Raw genomic sequence first — 15,649 nt, 5'->3', positions numbered from 1 at the left:
CGACCTTTCTGTGTGGCAGCGGGAATGCTGCCGCCTTCGGCTGTGCCCCGACTATCCATCGGCTTCAAGTCGCAGCCTGTGCGGCCGCCGCCATACCGGCCGCAACCAACACCGGCTCAGCATCGTTCTCCCGTCGACCCTATCAGGAGAGACGTACATGGCCGATCATGACAGCCCGCAGGAAATCGCCGCCAAGTTCCTGGACAAGGTGAAGGAAAGCCCGTTCATCATGCTGGGCCTGACCGATGGCCAGCATTCCGAACCGATGACGGCGCGGCTCGACGACGATCAGCCCAACACGCTGTTCGTCTTCGCCGGCAAGAACAACCGCGCGGCCAAGGGCGGCGACGCGATGGTGCAGTTCGTCGGCAAGGGGCACGACTTCTTCGCCTGCCTGGCCGGCACGGTCAGCCAGGACAATGATCGCGCCCAGATCGACAAGCTCTGGGACAAGCAGATCGAAGCCTGGTTCCCGGACGGCAAGGACGATCCGAACCTGGCGCTGCTCCGCTTCGACGTCAGCTCGGCGGAGCTGTGGGAAACCGACATCTCCGTGTCGGGTCGCGTGAAGATGCTGTTCGGTGGCACGATCACGGCCGACGAGTCGTCCAGCCACGCAAAGGTCGGCACCATCGCCTGACGGCATCCGGCCCGACCAAGCCAAGCAACGGCGCCGGCTCTCCCGAGGGAGCCGGCGCCGTTCGCGTATTCGGATCAGCCCGCGTTGGCGGCCATCCACTGCTCCACCACGGGCGCGATGCGATTACGCCATTTCGAGCCGTTGAAGATGCCGTAATGACCGACGCTGTCGGCCATCAGATACCGCTTCTTCTCGTCGGGCAGCGCGGTCGCCAGCGTCAGTGCCGCCTTGGTCTGCCCCAGGCCCGAGATATCGTCGCGCTCGCCCTCGATCGCCAGCAGGCCGATATCCTTGATCGCGCCCGGATCGATCCGCTGACCGCGATGGATATACTCGCCCTTGGGCAGCGCGTGCGTCTGGAAAACGACGTCGATGGTCTGGAGGTAGAACTCCGCGGTCATGTCGCAGACCGAGCGATACTCGTCATAAAAGTCCTTGGTCGCCGACGCACCCTCGCCATCGCCCTGGACCAGGTGTTTGAACATGCCCCAATGGCTTATCATGTGGTTGCCGAGGTTCATCGACATGAAGCCGGCGAGTTGCAGGAAACCGGGATAGACCTGACGCCCCGCGCCCGGATAGGTCATCGGTACGGTGACGATCACGTTCTGCTCGAACCACGCGTGCGGGCGCTTCGTCGCCAGCGTGTTGACCGCGGTCGGCGCCTCGCGCGTGTCGACCGGGCCGCCCATCATGGTGAGCGTCAGCGGTCGCAGCGGATGTTCCCGCGCCGACATCAGGGCGGCGGTGGCATAGGCCGGGACCGAAGGCTGGCACACCGCCAGCATGTGCGCGCGGCCAGAGCCGTCCGCGCCCATCGCCTCGAGGAACTCGACCAGATAGTCGACATAGTCGTCCAGGTCGAAACGCCCGTCGGACAGCGGCACCAGCTTGGCATCGCGCCAGTCGGTGATGTGGACATCGGCGACCCGCAGCATCCGCTCCACCGTGCCGCGCAGCAGCGTGGCGTAGTGGCCCGACATCGGCGCCACGATCAGCAGCTTGGGCGCGCCGTCGACGCCTTCGCGGCGGAAGCGCTTCAGCTGGCCGAACGGCTTGCGCAGCACGATCTCTTCGGTGACGCGCACGTCGCGGCCATCGACGACGGTGTGGTCCAGTCCGAACCCCGGCTTGCCGCGCGGCGCCGCGGCATGCGCGAACACCTCCAGCGCCGATCCGACGATCGCGCCGCCGCCCATATAGGCGAATGGGTTTGCCGGATTCTGCAAAAGTCCGGCACCAAAATTCGCCATTGCACTAGCGCCGGCGAGCATCGAGCGCTGCATTTCATAGGCATTATAGAGCATCGGGTATCCTTTACCCTGGATTCGTTTCCGGGTGGTAACGCAAACCTGTCATTGTGCAACGCGTCATTCACCCGATACGTTCAACATCGCCTGCGGATCATGGCGGTTGCGCGGCGTTGAGCCGGCGTCATGGCGCTGCTAGGCGGCGCTGCATGGCCGATCCCGACCCGCGTTCGCCCCTGCCCGCCCATCCCGCTTTCCCCGACGGCGCGGCGCCTGCCGAGCGCCGGCGTCTGGGCGATCTGGGCATGGTCTGGCATCACGCCGCCCGCTATCCCGGCCGCATCGCCATCGCCTGTGCGGCGCTGGTGACGACCTCGGCCGCGACCATCGCCATCCCCTATGGCTTCAAGCGGGTGATCGATCGCGGCTTCGGCGGCGGTGCCTCGACCTCGTTCGCGACGTCGTTCCATTACCTGCTGATGATCGTCGCGGTGCTGGCGATCGCGACCGCCATCCGCTTCTACTACGTATCGTGGCTGGGCGAGCGAGTGGTGGCCGACATCCGCACAAAGACGCAGGGCCACCTGCTGCGGCTGTCCCCGCGCTTCTTCGAGGAAAACCGGCCGTCCGAAATCGCTTCGCGGCTGACATCGGACACCGCGCTGATCGAGATGGTGGTGGGCAGCACGGTGTCGGTGGCGCTGCGCAACTGCTTCACCGGCGTCGGCGGCATGATCTACCTGTTCGCGATCTCGCCCAAGCTGGCCGGGCTGCTGATGCTGGGCATCCCGCTCATCATCCTGCCGATGACGCTGCTGGGCAAGCGAGTGCGCGCCTATTCGCGGACGTCGCAGGACCGGGTGGCGATGGTCGGCACGCTGACCACCGAAACGCTGGGTGCAATGCGGATCGTCCAGGCATTCGGGCAGGAGCGGCGCGAGGGCGCGCGTTTTGCCGAGGCGGTGGAGGCGACCTTCGCCGCCGCGCGTCAGCGCAACGCCCTGCGCGCCGGCATGACCGCGATCGTCATCGCGCTGGTGTTCGGATCGATCACGCTGGTGCTGTGGGAGGGTGCGATCGACGTCGCCGCCGGCCGCCTGTCGGGCGGGTCGATCGCCGCGTTCGTGCTGACCGGCGGTATCGTCGCCGGCGCGTTCGGTGCGCTGACCGAAGTCTATGGCGACCTGCTGCGCGGCGCCGGCGCTGCCAGCCGGCTGGCCGAGCTGATGGCCGAGGTGCCGGCGATCGCCCCGCCCGCGCAGCCGGTGTCGCTGCCCCTGCCGCCGCGCGGGGCGATCCGGTTCGAGGATGTGCGGTTTCATTATCCGACCCGGCCGGAAATCGCCGCGCTGGACCATTTCTCTCTGGACGTCGCGCCGGGTGAGACGGTGGCAGTGGTCGGGCCGTCAGGGGCCGGCAAGTCGACCCTGTTCCAGCTCGCCGAGCGTTTCTACGATCCCGATGCCGGCCGGGTGCTGGTCGACGGCGTGCCGCTGACCGACGCCGATCCGGCCGAGGTGCGCGCGCGGATCGCGATGGTGCCGCAGGAGACGGTGATCTTCGCCGCCAGCGCGCGCGACAATCTGCGCTATGGCCGCTGGGACGCGCATGACGACGAACTATGGGCTGCGGCGGAGGCGGCGAATGCGGCGGAGTTCCTGCGCCGCCTGCCGGCCGGGTTCGACACCTATCTGGGCGAGGGCGGCGCGCGGCTGTCGGGCGGTCAGCGCCAGCGGCTGGCGATCGCGCGCGCACTGCTGCGTGACGCGCCGATCCTGCTGCTCGACGAGGCGACCAGCGCGCTCGACGCCGAAAGCGAGCGGCTGGTGCAGCAGGCGCTGGAGCGGCTGATGGAGCACCGCACCACGCTGGTCATCGCGCACCGGCTGGCGACGGTGCGCGCGGCCGGGCGGATCATCGTCATGGACGAGGGCCGCATCGTCGAGCAGGGCAGCCACGCCGCGCTGATCGAGCGCAGCGGGCTCTACGCACGGCTGGCCAGCCTACAGTTCAGCGAAGCGGCGTAGCTACCAGCCTACCGGCGCTTCCCCTGGTGCCGAATGTTCGCCGGCCGCCCCCGCCGCTTCAGGACGCGTTGCGGTTTGCCCGAGCGATGCGGCGGTGCGGCGCCCTTGCCGCCCGGCAGTTCGAAACGCAGCCCGCCCGATACCGGGTTCGCCTCCGCCAGCCGTAGCCGCAGCCGCTGGCCCAGCGAATAGACGTCGCCGCTGTCCTGCCCGGTCAGCGTCCGCGCGCCCTCGTCGAACTGGAAATATTCGCCGCCCAGATCGCGGACCGGCATCAGGCCGTCGCCGCCGACGCCCTCCACGGTCGCGAAGAAGCCGAAATTGGTGATGCCGGTAATCCGCGCGTCGACCTCCTCCCCCACCCGTTCCGCCAGGAAGGCGGCGACGTAGCGGTCGATCGTGTCGCGCTCCGCCTCCATCGCGCGGCGCTCGAGCTGGCTGATGCTGGTGCCGATCCGCTCCATCTCATCGTCCGCGGGCAGCGCGCCGCCCGGGCCCAGCGCATAGGCGCCGACCAGCGCCCGGTGGACGACCAGATCGGCATAGCGCCGGATCGGCGAGGTGAAGTGCGCGTAACTGCCCAGCGACAGTCCGAAATGCCCCTGATTGGCCGGCGCGTAATAGGCCTGGGTCTGGGTGCGCAGCACCTGTTCCATCACCTGCGGCCGGAAATCGGCCTCCCCGACCCGGTCGAGGATGTGGTTGAACGTCTTGGGCCGAATGACCTGGCCGAGCGCGAAGGCGATGTCGAAGGTGCCGAGATAATCCTTCAGCGCGACCAGCTTCTCGCGGCTCGGCGGTTCGTGGACGCGGTACATGACCGGCGCCTTCTTCGCCTCCAGCGCCTTGGCGGCGGCGACGTTGGCGGCGATCATGTAGTCCTCGATCAGCCGGTGCGCGTCGAGCCGCTCGCGCGGGGCGACGGAGAGGATACGCCCCTTCTCGTCGAGTACGACCCGGCGCTCGGGCAGGTCGAGGTCGAGCGGCTCGCGCGCGTCGCGGGCCTTGGCGAGCGCGTGCCAGCAGGACCAGAGGGGCTGGAGGACGGCACGCAGGTCCTCCCCGCGAGCGGGCAGGATCTGGCCGTCGATGATGGCCTGCGCGTCCTCGTACGCGATGTTCGCCGCCAGTCGCACCACGGCGCGGCTGAACCGCCAGCCCTTCAGCTCGCCGTCCTTGCCGATCGTCAGGTGGCAGGCGAGTGCGGCGCGATCCTCGCCCTCCTTCAGCGAACAGACGTCCGCCGACAGGATCTCGGGCAGCATCGGCACGACCCGGTCGGGGAAGTAGACCGAATTGCCCCGCCGCCGCGCGTCCTTGTCGAGGGCCGAGCCGGGGCGAACATAGAAGGACACGTCGGCGATCGCGACGATCGCGCGCCAGCCGCCGGGATTGGCGGGATCGTCGTCGGGCGCGGCCCAGACCGCGTCGTCATGATCGCGCGCGTCGGCGGGGTCGATCGCGACGATCGGCAGATGGGTCAGGTCCTCGCGGTGCTCGCCCAGCGGCTGTCGGGCGACGCGCTCGGCCTCCTCCAGTGTTTCCGGTTCGAAGCGGTCGGGGATGCCGAGCTTGTGGATGGCGATCAGCGAGAAGCTGCGCGGCGCGAACGGATCGCCCAGCTTCTGGACGACGCGGACGGTGATCCGCGGCGGGCGGCCGCCCAGTTCGCACAGCACCAGGTCTCCCGGCCCCGCATCGCCTGCGTCGGAGACGGGAAACTCGCGCCGCTCCTTCTTGTCGACGCCGGTCAGCCAGAGCCGGTCACCAGTTGCGGGTCGACCATGCCCCGCATGGTCGAGGGATGTCCGGGGGACATCCCGACCCGCAACTCCGCGCAGCACGCCCAGGATCTGCTCGGACGCGCGGGCCAGCACCTTCATCGGGTGCGCGGTCCAGCCGTTGCCGGTCTCCTCGGTGCGGGCGAGGATGCGCTCGCCGATCGCCAGCGCACCGCGCTTGCGCTCGCGCACGCGGATGCGCGGGATCGGCACGCCGTCCGCCTCCCAGCGCTCCGGGCTTGCCCAGACATTGCCGCCGTCGTCGACGTCGACGATGCGCAGCACGGTGACCTTGGGCAGCCCGCCCATCTTGTGGAAGGCGCGGCCGGGGGCGCTGTCGATCAGCCCTTCGTCGGCCATGTCCTTCAGGAGCGCCTTCAGCGCGATCTTCGCCTGTGCGGTCAGGCCGAACGCGCGCGCGATCTCGCGCTTGCCGGCCGGCGTGTCAGACGAAGTGATGAAGTCGAGGATCTGCTCGCGGGTCGGCAGGCCGGGCGTGGCGTGTTTGGGCATCAGCGGACCCCACTCATGGTGAACCGCTTCACCAGAGCCGTCATGCCGGCGTTCGCCGGAATGACGAGATCGTTGTGAATTGGTGGCGTGGCGGAAAACATGGTCATGGCCTGCCACATATAGGGTGGGCGGGACAGGCCGCTATCGCTCGCCCCCGCCGGCCTGCACCACCTCGATCACCGAGTCGCCGGGCTGCAGCACCTGCGCGTCCGCCTCCCAGAAGCCGATAGCACGGTCGCCGCGATAGATGCGCAGCAGCTGGCCGCCGACGATCTGGCGCGGGCTGCGGCCGATCTCGTCGTCGCGCACGGGCCGCTCGCGCAGTTCGACCTTGCCGCCGCGGGTCACGAGGTCGGCGACATAGTCGGCGATGTGCGGACCGTTGGTGCATTGCGCCAACAGCTGCCCGCCGAAGCTGACCGGATTGACGATGATCGTCGCGCCGGCATCGCGCGCCAGCTGCTCGTTCTCGATCGCCGCGATCGACACCGCGACCTGGGCCTGGGGTGCTAGGCGGCGGACGGTCAGGACGATCAGCACCGCCGTGTCGTCGCGTCCCGGCGCGACGATGACCGAGGCGGCGGCCTCCACCTTGGCGATCGACAGGACGGCGTTGTGGGTGGCGTCTCCCTCCACCGTGGCGACACCCAGCTCCTCCGCCTCGCGCAGCCGCTCGGCGCGTTCGTCGACGACGACGATGGTGCCGGGGGCGTGGCCGCGCTCCAGCAGTTCGGCGACCGATGCCGCGCCCGACCGGCCATAGCCGCAGACGACCACATGATCCTTCAGCTCGCGTCGTATCAGGCCCATCCGCCACCTTTCCCATCCCTGTCGCAGCATGAAGCTGTACGCGCTGCCGAGGAAGATGAGGAACACGAAGATGCGGATCGGCGTGACGACGAACGTGTCGAACATTCGCGCCGAGTTGGAAACAGGGACGATGTCGCCATAGCCGACCGTGGTGACGGTGATGACGGTGAAGTAGACGACATCGAGGAACGTGACCGAGCCGTCGCTATTGTCCCTCAGGCCCGCCCGGTCGATCCAGTGGCCCCCGAGCGCGATGCCGACGAGCAGCAGCACCGCCGCTGCCCGGATGGCGAGCGTGGTGAGCGGACCGAACCGACCGGCGCGGTAGAAGCGCGGCCGCGCCACCTGCACCGCCGCCCGCGCCGCCATGCGGCCGGGCGGAAGGGCGCGGCGAACGGGGCGGTGCGGGGTCATGGAGATTGGTTGTAGCGCGGTCTGGGAAAATTGCGCCCCTCCCTCTCAGGGAAGGGCGCAGGAGCTTTAATACGCCCGACCGATCAGCACGCGCTCCACTGCCGGCGCGCCGGTGAACACGCACGGGCCCTCGTCACAGCCGGTCTGGCCGAGCGGCGCGTTGCGGATGGTCAGCTTCAGCGCCTTCAGCCGCTCGACCACTGCGTCGAGCGCCGTGCCGGTCGGCTTCGACCAGCGCACATCGATCCAGCCGGGGTTCTTCACGCCCTCGGCGAAATGCGCCTCGACGCCGGCCCAGTCGTCGACGGGCACGATCCGGTCGCGCAGCGCCTGGGTCGACTGGCCGAGCAGCGTGGCCTGCACCTCCTCCAGCGTCGCGGCGATCGACCCCACCAGATCGCCGCGCGGCATCACCGCCGACTTCAGCTTGCCGCCGTCCTGATACAGATCGGTGCGCAGGATGACCGAGACGTTGCCGCCGGCCACGTCGCGCCCGCCGACCTCGATCACAACGGGCGCGCCCTTCTTCACCCAGCCCCAGCGCTTGGTCGCGGCCTTGACCGGCTTCAGGTCCAGGAGCGCGCGGACCGGCTCGCCGAGCGCAGACTGCGCCGCCAGCTCCTTCTGAAGCGAGCGGCAGTAATCGACGATCGCCTGATCCTCGGGCTGGTCGCGCAGCATCGGCACGATCACCACCTGCCACGGCGCGATCGCCGGCGGCACGCGCAGCCCGTCATCGTCGCCGTGCACCATGATGACCCCGCCGATCATCCGCGTCGACACGCCCCAGCTGGTGGTGTTGGCCAGCTCCAGCTCGCCGGCCGCGTTCTGGAAGCGGATGTTCTGCGCATGGGCGAAGTTGGTACCGAGGAAATGGCTGGTGCCCGCCTGCAGCGCCTTGCCGTCCTGCATCATCGCCTCGATCGACCAGGTCTCCACCGCGCCGGGGAAACGCTCGTTCTCGGGCTTCTCGCCGGCGACGGTGTGGAGCGCGAGGCAGGTCTCGGCGAACTCGCGATAGACTTCCAGCATCCTGAGCGTCTCCTCCCGCGCCTCGTCGGCGGAGGCATGGGCGGTGTGGCCCTCCTGCCAGAGGAACTCGGCGGTACGCAGGAACATGCGGGTACGCATCTCCCAGCGGACGACATTGGCCCACTGGTTGATGAGGACCGGCAGGTCGCGCCACGACTGGACCCAGCGGGCAAAGGCGGTGCCGATCACCGTCTCCGACGTCGGCCGGACGACCAGCGGCTCCTCCAGCTTCGCAGCAGGATCGGGGGTCAGCCCCCCCTTGCCGTCGCCGATCAGGCGATGGTGGGTGACGACCGCCATCTCCTTGGCGAATCCCTCGACATGCTCAGCCTCCTTCTCGAAATAGGAGAGCGGGATGAAGAGCGGGAAATAGCAGTTCTCGTGTCCCGTCGCCTTGATCCGGTCGTCGAGCAGGCGCTGGATCCGCTCCCAGATGCCATAGCCCCATGGGCGGATGACCATGCAGCCGCGGACGCCGGACTCCTCGGCCAGGTCGGCCTCGGTGATGACGGATTGATACCAGGCGGCGAAATCCGCCTCGCGGGTGACGGGGAGTGCGTGCTTCATCGGCGGGGCTGTAGCGGCACCGTAGTTTTTCGTCACCCCGGACTTGTTCCGGGGTCCACCCTCCCGCAAGAGCCGCCCGTGCAACGTGAGCGGGACAGTGGATGCCGGGACGAGCCCGGCATGACGCGATGGTGAGCAGCGACCGCCTGCTCCCTGCCATCGGCCTGCGCCTGTTGTCGGTCGGGCTGTTCGCGACGATGAACGCCGCGATCAAGCTGGCCGAGGTGAACGGCGCACGGCTGGGCGAGATCCTGTTCTTTCGCCAGTTCGGCGCGGCGCTGCTGGTCACCGCGGTGGTGGCGAGCGGGCCCGGGCTGGCATCCGTCCGGACGCAGCGGATCGGCGCGCATGTCGGCCGGGCGATCGTCGGCGTGGTCAGCATGGCCTTTACCTTTGCGGCACTCCTCGCGCTGCCGCTGGCGGAGGCGGCGACGATCATGTTCAGCACGCCGATCTTCGCCACGGTGCTCGGCGCGCTGGTGCTGGGCGAGCCGACCGGCTGGCGGCGGTGGAGCGCGGTGGCGCTGGGCTTTGTCGGCGTGCTGATCGTGCTGCGACCGGGCGGGCACAGCATTCCGCTCGACGGGGCGCTCTATGGCATCGTCGCGGCACTGCTGACCGCGGTCGTCTTCATCCTGCTGCGCCAGATCGGGCGGACGGAGCGGGCGCAGACGACGGTCTGGTGGTTCTCGGTCCTGTCGCTGGTGCCGCTCGGCATCGCCTATATGCTCCAGGCGCAGGCGCACCCGCTGGCGACCTGGGCATGCCTGGCGGCCGTCGGCCTGTTCGGCGGGGCGGCGCAGCTGGCGATGACCTCGTCGCTCCGCCGCGGCGCGGTGTCGGTGGTGGTGCCGTTCGACTATAGCTCGCTGCTCTGGGCGACGGGCTATGGCTGGCTGCTCTTCGGCACGCTGCCCAGCGACACGACCTGGATCGGCGCGCCGCTGATCGTCGCGTCCGGTCTCTACATCGTCTGGCGCGAGCATGTCCGCCGGCGTGAGGAAACCCGCAGCGCGCTCAGCGAGGAATAGCGGCGCGGAGCAGCCGCCTGGCGCGCAGGTACATCTCCACCCGCTGCGCGACGACCAGGCCGAAGGCGAGCGCCAGCAGCATGTCCGACAGCGCCAGCGCGTCGAGGTGCAGCCACGCCGCCCCACCCGCCCGCGCCGCCTGGCGCAGCACGACGATGGCGAGGATCAGGACCAGCGCCGCGGGCGACGATGTCTGGCTCAGTTGGTGCGTCTCTGGATCGACCGCGATGTGCATCATCCGCCCGCGCTGCCAGCCGAGCGCCGCACCCAATCCGGCGGCGATCAGGCAGAACAGCCAGCCCAGCCCGTGCGGCGGCATGGTGGCGAAGGTCGCGACCACCGCCAGCGTCAGGATCGCGGGCAGGATCCACAGCCGCTCCAGCTTCAACGGCACCGCCCTGCCCGTCCGTCGCCAGCGCAGCGCCATGACGAGCAGGATGACGCCGGCGGTGATGGCGTAGGTGAGCAGGGTGTCGGGGCGAGGCTGCATGGCGCCAGTGTGTCGGCAGATCGCGACGCCGTCCAGCTTGATCGGCCCGCTTGATCCGAGGGGACCGATCGCGCACGCTGCGGCCATGCTCCGCTCCCTGATCGCGCCGATCGCGCTCCTCGCCGCCGCTCCCGCTCCTGCCCAGACGACCAGTGCCGACCGCGCCTTCACCGCGATCTGGCAGGGCGAGTGGGCTTGGCGGACCGCTCAGCACCTCGCCGACGACGAGCGCGACGAGACCAACGCGCACTTGCCCGACGTGTCGGCCGCCGCCGAGGAACGCCGCGCAAGCTATTGGCAAGGCGTGATGAAGCGGCTCGACGCGATCGACACAAAAGCGCTCTCGCCCACGACGCTGGTCAATTATCAGGTCTATCGCAACCAGATCGCCGGCTTCCTCGCCGACGCGAAGTTCCGCGAGTGGGAGAAGCCGCTGAACGGCGACAGCGCATTCTGGGGCGACCTGCAATATGCCGCGCGCGGGCAGTTCGCGCGCGGGGCGGCGGATTACCGCAACTACCTGACGTGGCTGGGCGAGATGCCGCGCTATCTCGACCAGCAGACCGACAATCTGCGCGCCGGGCTGAAACGCGGCTTCACCCCGCCCGCCGTCGTGATGAAGGGCCGCGAGGCGCCGGTGGTGGCGATCGCCGACGCGAAGAGTGCCGAGGCGACCGTCTATTACGAACCCTTCGCCAAAATGCCCGCCACCGTGCCGAACCGCGCCGCGCTGCAGGCGGAAGCGAAGCGGCTGATCGAGGCGCAGGTGATCCCCGCGCACCGCAAGCTGCTGGCATTCCTGCGCACCACCTACTTTCCCGGCCTGCGCAAACCGCTCGACGCGACCAGCTACCCGGACGGCGCGGCCTATTATCAAAGTCGCATCCGCCTGTTCACCACCACCGACATGACCGCCGACCAGATCCACCGGCTGGGGCTGGCCGAGGTCGCGAAGATCCGTGCCGAGATGGAGACGGTGAAGGCGGACGCGAAATTCTCAGGCGACCTGCCCGCCTTCCTGACATTCCTGCGCACCGATCCGCAATTCTACGCCAGGACGCCCGAGCAGTTGCTGAAGGAAGCGGCGTGGGAGGCCAAGCGCTTCGACGCGATGGCCAGCCGCTGGTTCGGGCACAATCCGCGCGCGCGCTTCGCGATCCGGCCGGTCCCGCTCGACATCGCGCCCTTCTACACCGCCGGGCGCGGCGGGCCGGGCGGCTATCTGGTCAACACCTATGATCTGCCGTCGCGCCCGCTGTTCCAGCTGCCGGCGCTGACCCTGCACGAGAGTGCGCCGGGCCATGCGTGGCAGATGTCGCTGGCCAACGAGAATACCGACCTGCCGCCGTTCCGCCGCTACAGCTACATCTCGGCATACGGCGAGGGCTGGGCGCTCTATTGCGAGCGGCTGGGCGACGAGATGGGCTTCTACGAGACGCCGTACGAGCGGTTCGGAATGCTCAGCTATCAGATGTGGCGCGCGGTGCGGCTGGTGGTCGATACCGGCGTCCACTCCAAGGGCTGGACGCGCGAGCAGGCGCAGGCTTTCCTGCGCGACAATACCGCCCTGTCCGAGCGGGAGATCGGGACCGAGGTCGACCGCTATATCGGCTGGCCCGGTCAGGCGCTGAGCTATTATTTGGGCCAGCTCGCCATTCAGCAGGCGCGCACCAAGGCGGAGAAGGCGCTCGGCGACAAGTTCGATATCCGCGCCTTCCACGACACGGTGCTGTCGCTCGGCTCGGTGCCGCTGCCCGTGCTGGCGGCGCGGGTGGACCGGTTCATCGCCGAAGGGGGCAAGGATCCCTACCCGAAGGAGAGCGACGGATGATCGCGATCCTGCTGCTGGCTGCGGCCGCCGCCCCGACGCTGGAGGGTGCGTGGACGGTCGACCTGTCGACCGATCCCGCCAAACCCTATGTCCAGCCGATGGATCTGCACCTGCAGCCGGACGGGACGGTGACCGGCTCCTTCTACCAGAGCAGCATCGAGGCCGGTCGATGGAAGTCCGCGCGCGGGCGCAGCTGTGTCAGCTTCCGCACGACCGACGGCAAGGGCCCGTATCACACCGCCGCCTGTCTGGTCGGCGACCATGTCGAGGGCCAGACCTGGGCCGAGCACCGCAACTTCCTGTTCAACTGGAACGCGGTGCGCCGACCCTGATCGTCACGCTGCGGGCCGCTCCTTCCACACCAGCACCGGCTTGCGCGCGGCCAGCGTCTCGTCGAGCCGCGCGCGCGGGGCGAAGTGCGGGGCTGACTTCAGCGCCGGATCGCCCGCCTTGGCCCGTTCGGCGACGCTGCGCAGCGCGCCGATGAACTGGTCGAGCGCCGCCTTCGATTCGGTTTCAGTCGGTTCGACCAGCATCGCGCCGTGGACGACCAGCGGGAAATAGACCGTCATCGGGTGGAAGCCCTCGTCGATCAGCCCCTTGGCGACGTCGAGCGTCGAGAAGCCGTCGGCCAGGTTCGCGTCGCTGAACAGCGCCTCGTGCATGCACGGCCCCGCACCGGCGAAGGGGGCGTCGAGCACGTCCTCTAATGAACGCAGCACGTAGTTGGCGTTCAGCACCGCATCCTCGGCCACCTGCTTCAGCCCGTCGGCACCGTGGCTGAGGATGTAGGTCAAGGCGCGGGTGAACATGCCCATCTGGCCGTGGAACGCGGTCATCCGGCCGAACGTGTCGGGATGATCGTCGCCCGCCGTCTCTTCCTCGATCAACTGGATGTGGCCGTCCGCCATGCGCGCCGTGAAGGGCAGCGGACCGAACGGGCTCAATGCCTTCGACAGCACCACCGGACCGGACCCGGGTCCGCCGCCGCCGTGCGGGGTCGAGAAGGTCTTGTGCAGGTTGATGTGCATCGCATCGACGCCAAGGTCGCCCGGCCGCACCCGCCCGACGATCGCGTTGAAGTTTGCGCCGTCGCAATAGACATAGCCGCCGGCGGCGTGGACCGCGTCGGAGATCGCCTTCAGGTCGCGCTCGAACAGGCCGCAGGTATTGGGGTTGGTAATCATCACCGCGGCGACGTCCGGCCCCAGCCGCGCCTTCAGCGCGTCGGTATCGACGCGCCCGTCCGGCGTTGCGGGAATGTCCTCGACGGTGAAGCCGGCGAAGGCGGCGGTGGCGGGGTTGGTGCCGTGCGCACTCTCGGGCACCAGGATGACCTTGCGGTGCCCCTCGCCGCGCTTCTCCAGCGCCGCCTTGATGCACAGGATGCCGCACAGCTCGCCATGCGCGCCCGCCTTTGGGCTCATCGCGACGCCGTGCATGCCGGTCAATTTGATGAGCCACACCGCCAGCTCGTTGATGACGCCGAGCGCACCCTGCACCGTGTCGACCGGCGCGAGCGGATGGACGTCGGCGAAGCCGGGCAGTCGCGCGACCTTCTCGTTGAGGCGCGGATTATGCTTCATCGTGCACGAGCCTAGCGGGAACAGGCCCAGGTCGATCGCATAGTTCTGCCGCGACAGGCGGGTGTAGTGGCGGACGGTCTCCGGCTCCGACAAACCGGGCAGACCGATCGGGGTGGCGCGGGCCAGACCGGCCAGGCGGTCCTCGCCGACCAGCGTATCGGCCAGGTCGACACCCGTCGTCTCGCTATCGCCGATCTCGAAGATCAGCGCTTCCTCCAGCATCAGCGCGCGATTGCCGGTGAAGGTCAGTGACGGGGCCGCATCGCCGGCCGCCGTCATCGCCGGGCGCCAGCCGCTCTGGTTGATGCTCATGCCAGTACCTCCTGAAGCGCGGCGGCAAGGGTTTCGACGTCCTCCCCGGTTGTCGTCTCGGTCACCGCGACGACCAGCCCGTTGGCGAGGTCCGCCTCGCCGGGATAGAGCCGTCCGAGCGACACGCCGGCCAGGATGCCGCGATCGGCCAACGTGCGGACGACGGGCCGCGCCTCGACCGGCAGGGTCAGGGTGAACTCGTTGAAGAAGCCGGTATTCACCACCGACACGCCCGGCACCTGCGCCAGCCGGTCGGCGGCGGCGACCGCCTTGCGATGGTTGAGCATGGCCAGGCCGCGCAGCCCCTTCTCGCCCAGCAGCGTCATGTGGATCGAGAAGGCCAGCGCGCACAGCCCGGAATTGGTGCAGATGTTCGACGTCGCCTTCTCGCGCCGGATATGCTGCTCGCGGGTCGACAGCGTCAGCACGAAGCCGCGCTTGCCATTGGCGTCGACCGTCTCGCCGCACAGGCGCCCGGGCATCTGGCGGACATATTTGTCCTTGCAGCCGAACAGCCCGACATAGGGGCCGCCGAACTGGAGCCCGACGCCGAGCGACTGCCCTTCGCCCACGACGATGTCCGCGTCCATCTCTCCCGGCGACGTGAGCGCGCCGAGCGCCACCGGCTCGGTGACCACCGCGATCAGCAGCGCCTTCTTCGCGTGACACGCGTCGGCGAGGGGGCGCAGGTCAGCGATGCGGCCGAGGATGTCGGGATATTGGACGACGACGCAGCTCGTCTCGTCGTCGATCGCGGCGATCAGCCGGTCGAGATCGGTCTCGGCGGTCAGCTGCGGCACGGCGGTGTCGAGCAGGTCGCCGGTATATTTCGCCATGGTCTTCGCGACCGAGACATAGTGCGGGTGGAGCCCGGACGAGAGGATCGCCTTCGCCTTCTTGGTGATCCGCCGCGCCATGCCGATCGCCTCCCAGCAGGCGGTCGAGCCGTCGTACATCGACGCGTTCGCCACGTCGGTGCCGAGCAGGCGCGCGACCTGCGTCTGGAACTCGAACAGCATCTGGAGCGTGCCCTGCGCGATTTCCGGCTGATACGGCGTGTAGGCGGTCAGGAACTCGCCGCGCTGGATCAGGTGATCGACGCTGGCGGGGACATGATGGCGATAGGCGCCGGCGCCGAGGAAGAAGGGCACCTCCCCCGCCACGACATTCTGCCGGGCGAGCGCGGTCATGTGCCGCTCCACCGCCAGCTCGGACGCATGGTTCGGCAGGTCGTGGACCGGGCCATCGAGCCGCGCGGCCGGGGGCACATCGACGAACAGATCGTCGATCGATGCGGCGCCGATGACCGACAGCATGGCGTCACGGTCGGACTGGGTGAGCGGGAGATAGCGCATGACGGGCTTT

Annotated in this window: 12 protein-coding genes; 5 read left to right on the top strand and 7 right to left on the bottom strand. The window is 68.9% G+C overall.

The genetic code is table 11. The features are described 5' to 3' along the window. Window positions 1-157 precede the first annotated feature (157 nt). Window positions 158-640: a pyridoxamine 5'-phosphate oxidase family protein gene (locus Q5H91_RS01190; protein ID WP_305171400.1), complete on the top strand. Its 483-nt coding sequence runs from the start codon at window positions 158-160 to the stop codon at window positions 638-640. Window positions 641-714: 74 nt separating this feature from the next. Here Q5H91_RS01190 and Q5H91_RS01185 read toward each other — a convergent pair whose 3' ends face one another. Next, window positions 715-1,947: a polyhydroxyalkanoate depolymerase gene (locus Q5H91_RS01185; RefSeq protein ID WP_305171399.1), complete on the bottom strand. Its 1,233-nt coding sequence runs from the start codon at window positions 1,945-1,947 to the stop codon at window positions 715-717. Between the two features lie 152 nt (window positions 1,948-2,099). On the opposite strand from Q5H91_RS01185, the gene Q5H91_RS01180 reads away from it, so the two are divergent. After that, the gene (locus Q5H91_RS01180) at window positions 2,100-3,917 is read left to right on the top strand and encodes an ABC transporter transmembrane domain-containing protein (protein WP_305171398.1); all 1,818 of its coding nucleotides are present in this window, start codon (window positions 2,100-2,102) and stop codon (window positions 3,915-3,917) included. 8 nt (window positions 3,918-3,925) lie between these two features. Here Q5H91_RS01180 and Q5H91_RS01175 read toward each other — a convergent pair whose 3' ends face one another. From Q5H91_RS01175 to Q5H91_RS01165, 3 genes are all read right to left on the bottom strand, one after another. Beyond that, window positions 3,926-6,211 carry a ribonuclease R family protein gene (locus Q5H91_RS01175; RefSeq protein WP_305171397.1) on the bottom strand — a complete coding sequence of 762 codons (2,286 nt, stop codon included), beginning with the start codon at window positions 6,209-6,211 and terminating at the stop codon, window positions 3,926-3,928. A 141-nt stretch (window positions 6,212-6,352) separates the two neighbouring features. Beyond that, on the bottom strand, window positions 6,353-7,435 hold the full coding sequence (locus tag Q5H91_RS01170; protein ID WP_305171396.1) for a potassium channel family protein: 1,083 nt from the start codon (window positions 7,433-7,435) through the stop codon (window positions 6,353-6,355). Window positions 7,436-7,501: 66 nt separating this feature from the next. Then, a complete protein-coding gene (locus Q5H91_RS01165; RefSeq protein ID WP_305171395.1) occupies window positions 7,502-9,034 on the bottom strand; it encodes an aminoacyl--tRNA ligase-related protein in 1,533 nt (510 codons plus the stop codon). A 131-nt stretch (window positions 9,035-9,165) separates the two neighbouring features. Between Q5H91_RS01165 and Q5H91_RS01160 the strand changes: the two genes are divergently transcribed. Next, window positions 9,166-10,065, top strand: coding sequence for a DMT family transporter (locus Q5H91_RS01160; RefSeq protein ID WP_370655196.1), 900 nt, complete (start codon window positions 9,166-9,168; stop codon window positions 10,063-10,065). Here Q5H91_RS01160 and Q5H91_RS01155 read toward each other — a convergent pair. After that, the gene (locus Q5H91_RS01155) at window positions 10,052-10,555 is read right to left on the bottom strand and encodes a CcdC protein domain-containing protein (RefSeq protein WP_305171394.1); all 504 of its coding nucleotides are present in this window, start codon (window positions 10,553-10,555) and stop codon (window positions 10,052-10,054) included. The two genes, Q5H91_RS01160 and Q5H91_RS01155, sit on opposite strands and share 14 nt — an antisense overlap. A gap of 85 nt (window positions 10,556-10,640) precedes the next feature. Here Q5H91_RS01155 and Q5H91_RS01150 point away from each other — a divergent pair, with 85 nt between their 5' ends. Together Q5H91_RS01150 and Q5H91_RS01145 are read left to right on the top strand one after the other, a co-directional pair. Next, on the top strand, window positions 10,641-12,386 hold the full coding sequence (locus tag Q5H91_RS01150) for a DUF885 domain-containing protein (protein ID WP_305171393.1): 1,746 nt from the start codon (window positions 10,641-10,643) through the stop codon (window positions 12,384-12,386). Continuing rightward, window positions 12,383-12,718: a hypothetical protein gene (locus tag Q5H91_RS01145; protein WP_305171392.1), complete on the top strand. Its 336-nt coding sequence runs from the start codon at window positions 12,383-12,385 to the stop codon at window positions 12,716-12,718. The genes Q5H91_RS01150 and Q5H91_RS01145 overlap by 4 nt, the downstream gene beginning before the upstream one ends. 3 nt (window positions 12,719-12,721) lie before the next feature. Here Q5H91_RS01145 and gcvPB read toward each other — a convergent pair whose 3' ends face one another. After that, window positions 12,722-14,284, bottom strand: coding sequence for an aminomethyl-transferring glycine dehydrogenase subunit GcvPB (gene gcvPB / locus Q5H91_RS01140; protein WP_305171391.1), 1,563 nt, complete (start codon window positions 14,282-14,284; stop codon window positions 12,722-12,724). Next, window positions 14,281-15,639, bottom strand: coding sequence for an aminomethyl-transferring glycine dehydrogenase subunit GcvPA (gcvPA, locus tag Q5H91_RS01135; RefSeq protein WP_305171390.1), 1,359 nt, complete (start codon window positions 15,637-15,639; stop codon window positions 14,281-14,283). The genes gcvPB and gcvPA overlap by 4 nt, the downstream gene beginning before the upstream one ends. Window positions 15,640-15,649: the final 10 nt, after the last annotated feature.

The organism is Sphingomonas aurea, from assembly GCF_030678875.1.
Classification (GTDB): Bacteria; Pseudomonadota; Alphaproteobacteria; order Sphingomonadales; family Sphingomonadaceae; genus Sphingomonas; species Sphingomonas aurea.
The sequence above is the reverse complement of the archived record's forward strand: the minus strand, read 5'-3'. Positions and strand labels throughout refer to the sequence as shown.

Coding starts and splice junctions, on each gene's coding strand:
- Q5H91_RS01145 (WP_305171392.1), top strand. CDS start 12,383: ATGATCGCGATCCTGCTGCTGGCTGCGGCCGCCGCCCCGACGCTGGAG.
- Q5H91_RS01165 (WP_305171395.1), bottom strand. CDS start 9,034: ATGAAGCACGCACTCCCCGTCACCCGCGAGGCGGATTTCGCCGCCTGG.
- Q5H91_RS01190 (WP_305171400.1), top strand. CDS start 158: ATGGCCGATCATGACAGCCCGCAGGAAATCGCCGCCAAGTTCCTGGAC.
- gcvPA (WP_305171390.1), bottom strand. CDS start 15,639: ATGCGCTATCTCCCGCTCACCCAGTCCGACCGTGACGCCATGCTGTCG.
- Q5H91_RS01180 (WP_305171398.1), top strand. CDS start 2,100: ATGGCCGATCCCGACCCGCGTTCGCCCCTGCCCGCCCATCCCGCTTTC.
- gcvPB (WP_305171391.1), bottom strand. CDS start 14,284: ATGAGCATCAACCAGAGCGGCTGGCGCCCGGCGATGACGGCGGCCGGC.
- Q5H91_RS01185 (WP_305171399.1), bottom strand. CDS start 1,947: ATGCTCTATAATGCCTATGAAATGCAGCGCTCGATGCTCGCCGGCGCT.
- Q5H91_RS01155 (WP_305171394.1), bottom strand. CDS start 10,555: ATGCAGCCTCGCCCCGACACCCTGCTCACCTACGCCATCACCGCCGGC.
- Q5H91_RS01175 (WP_305171397.1), bottom strand. CDS start 6,211: ATGCCCAAACACGCCACGCCCGGCCTGCCGACCCGCGAGCAGATCCTC.
- Q5H91_RS01150 (WP_305171393.1), top strand. CDS start 10,641: ATGCTCCGCTCCCTGATCGCGCCGATCGCGCTCCTCGCCGCCGCTCCC.
- Q5H91_RS01170 (WP_305171396.1), bottom strand. CDS start 7,435: ATGACCCCGCACCGCCCCGTTCGCCGCGCCCTTCCGCCCGGCCGCATG.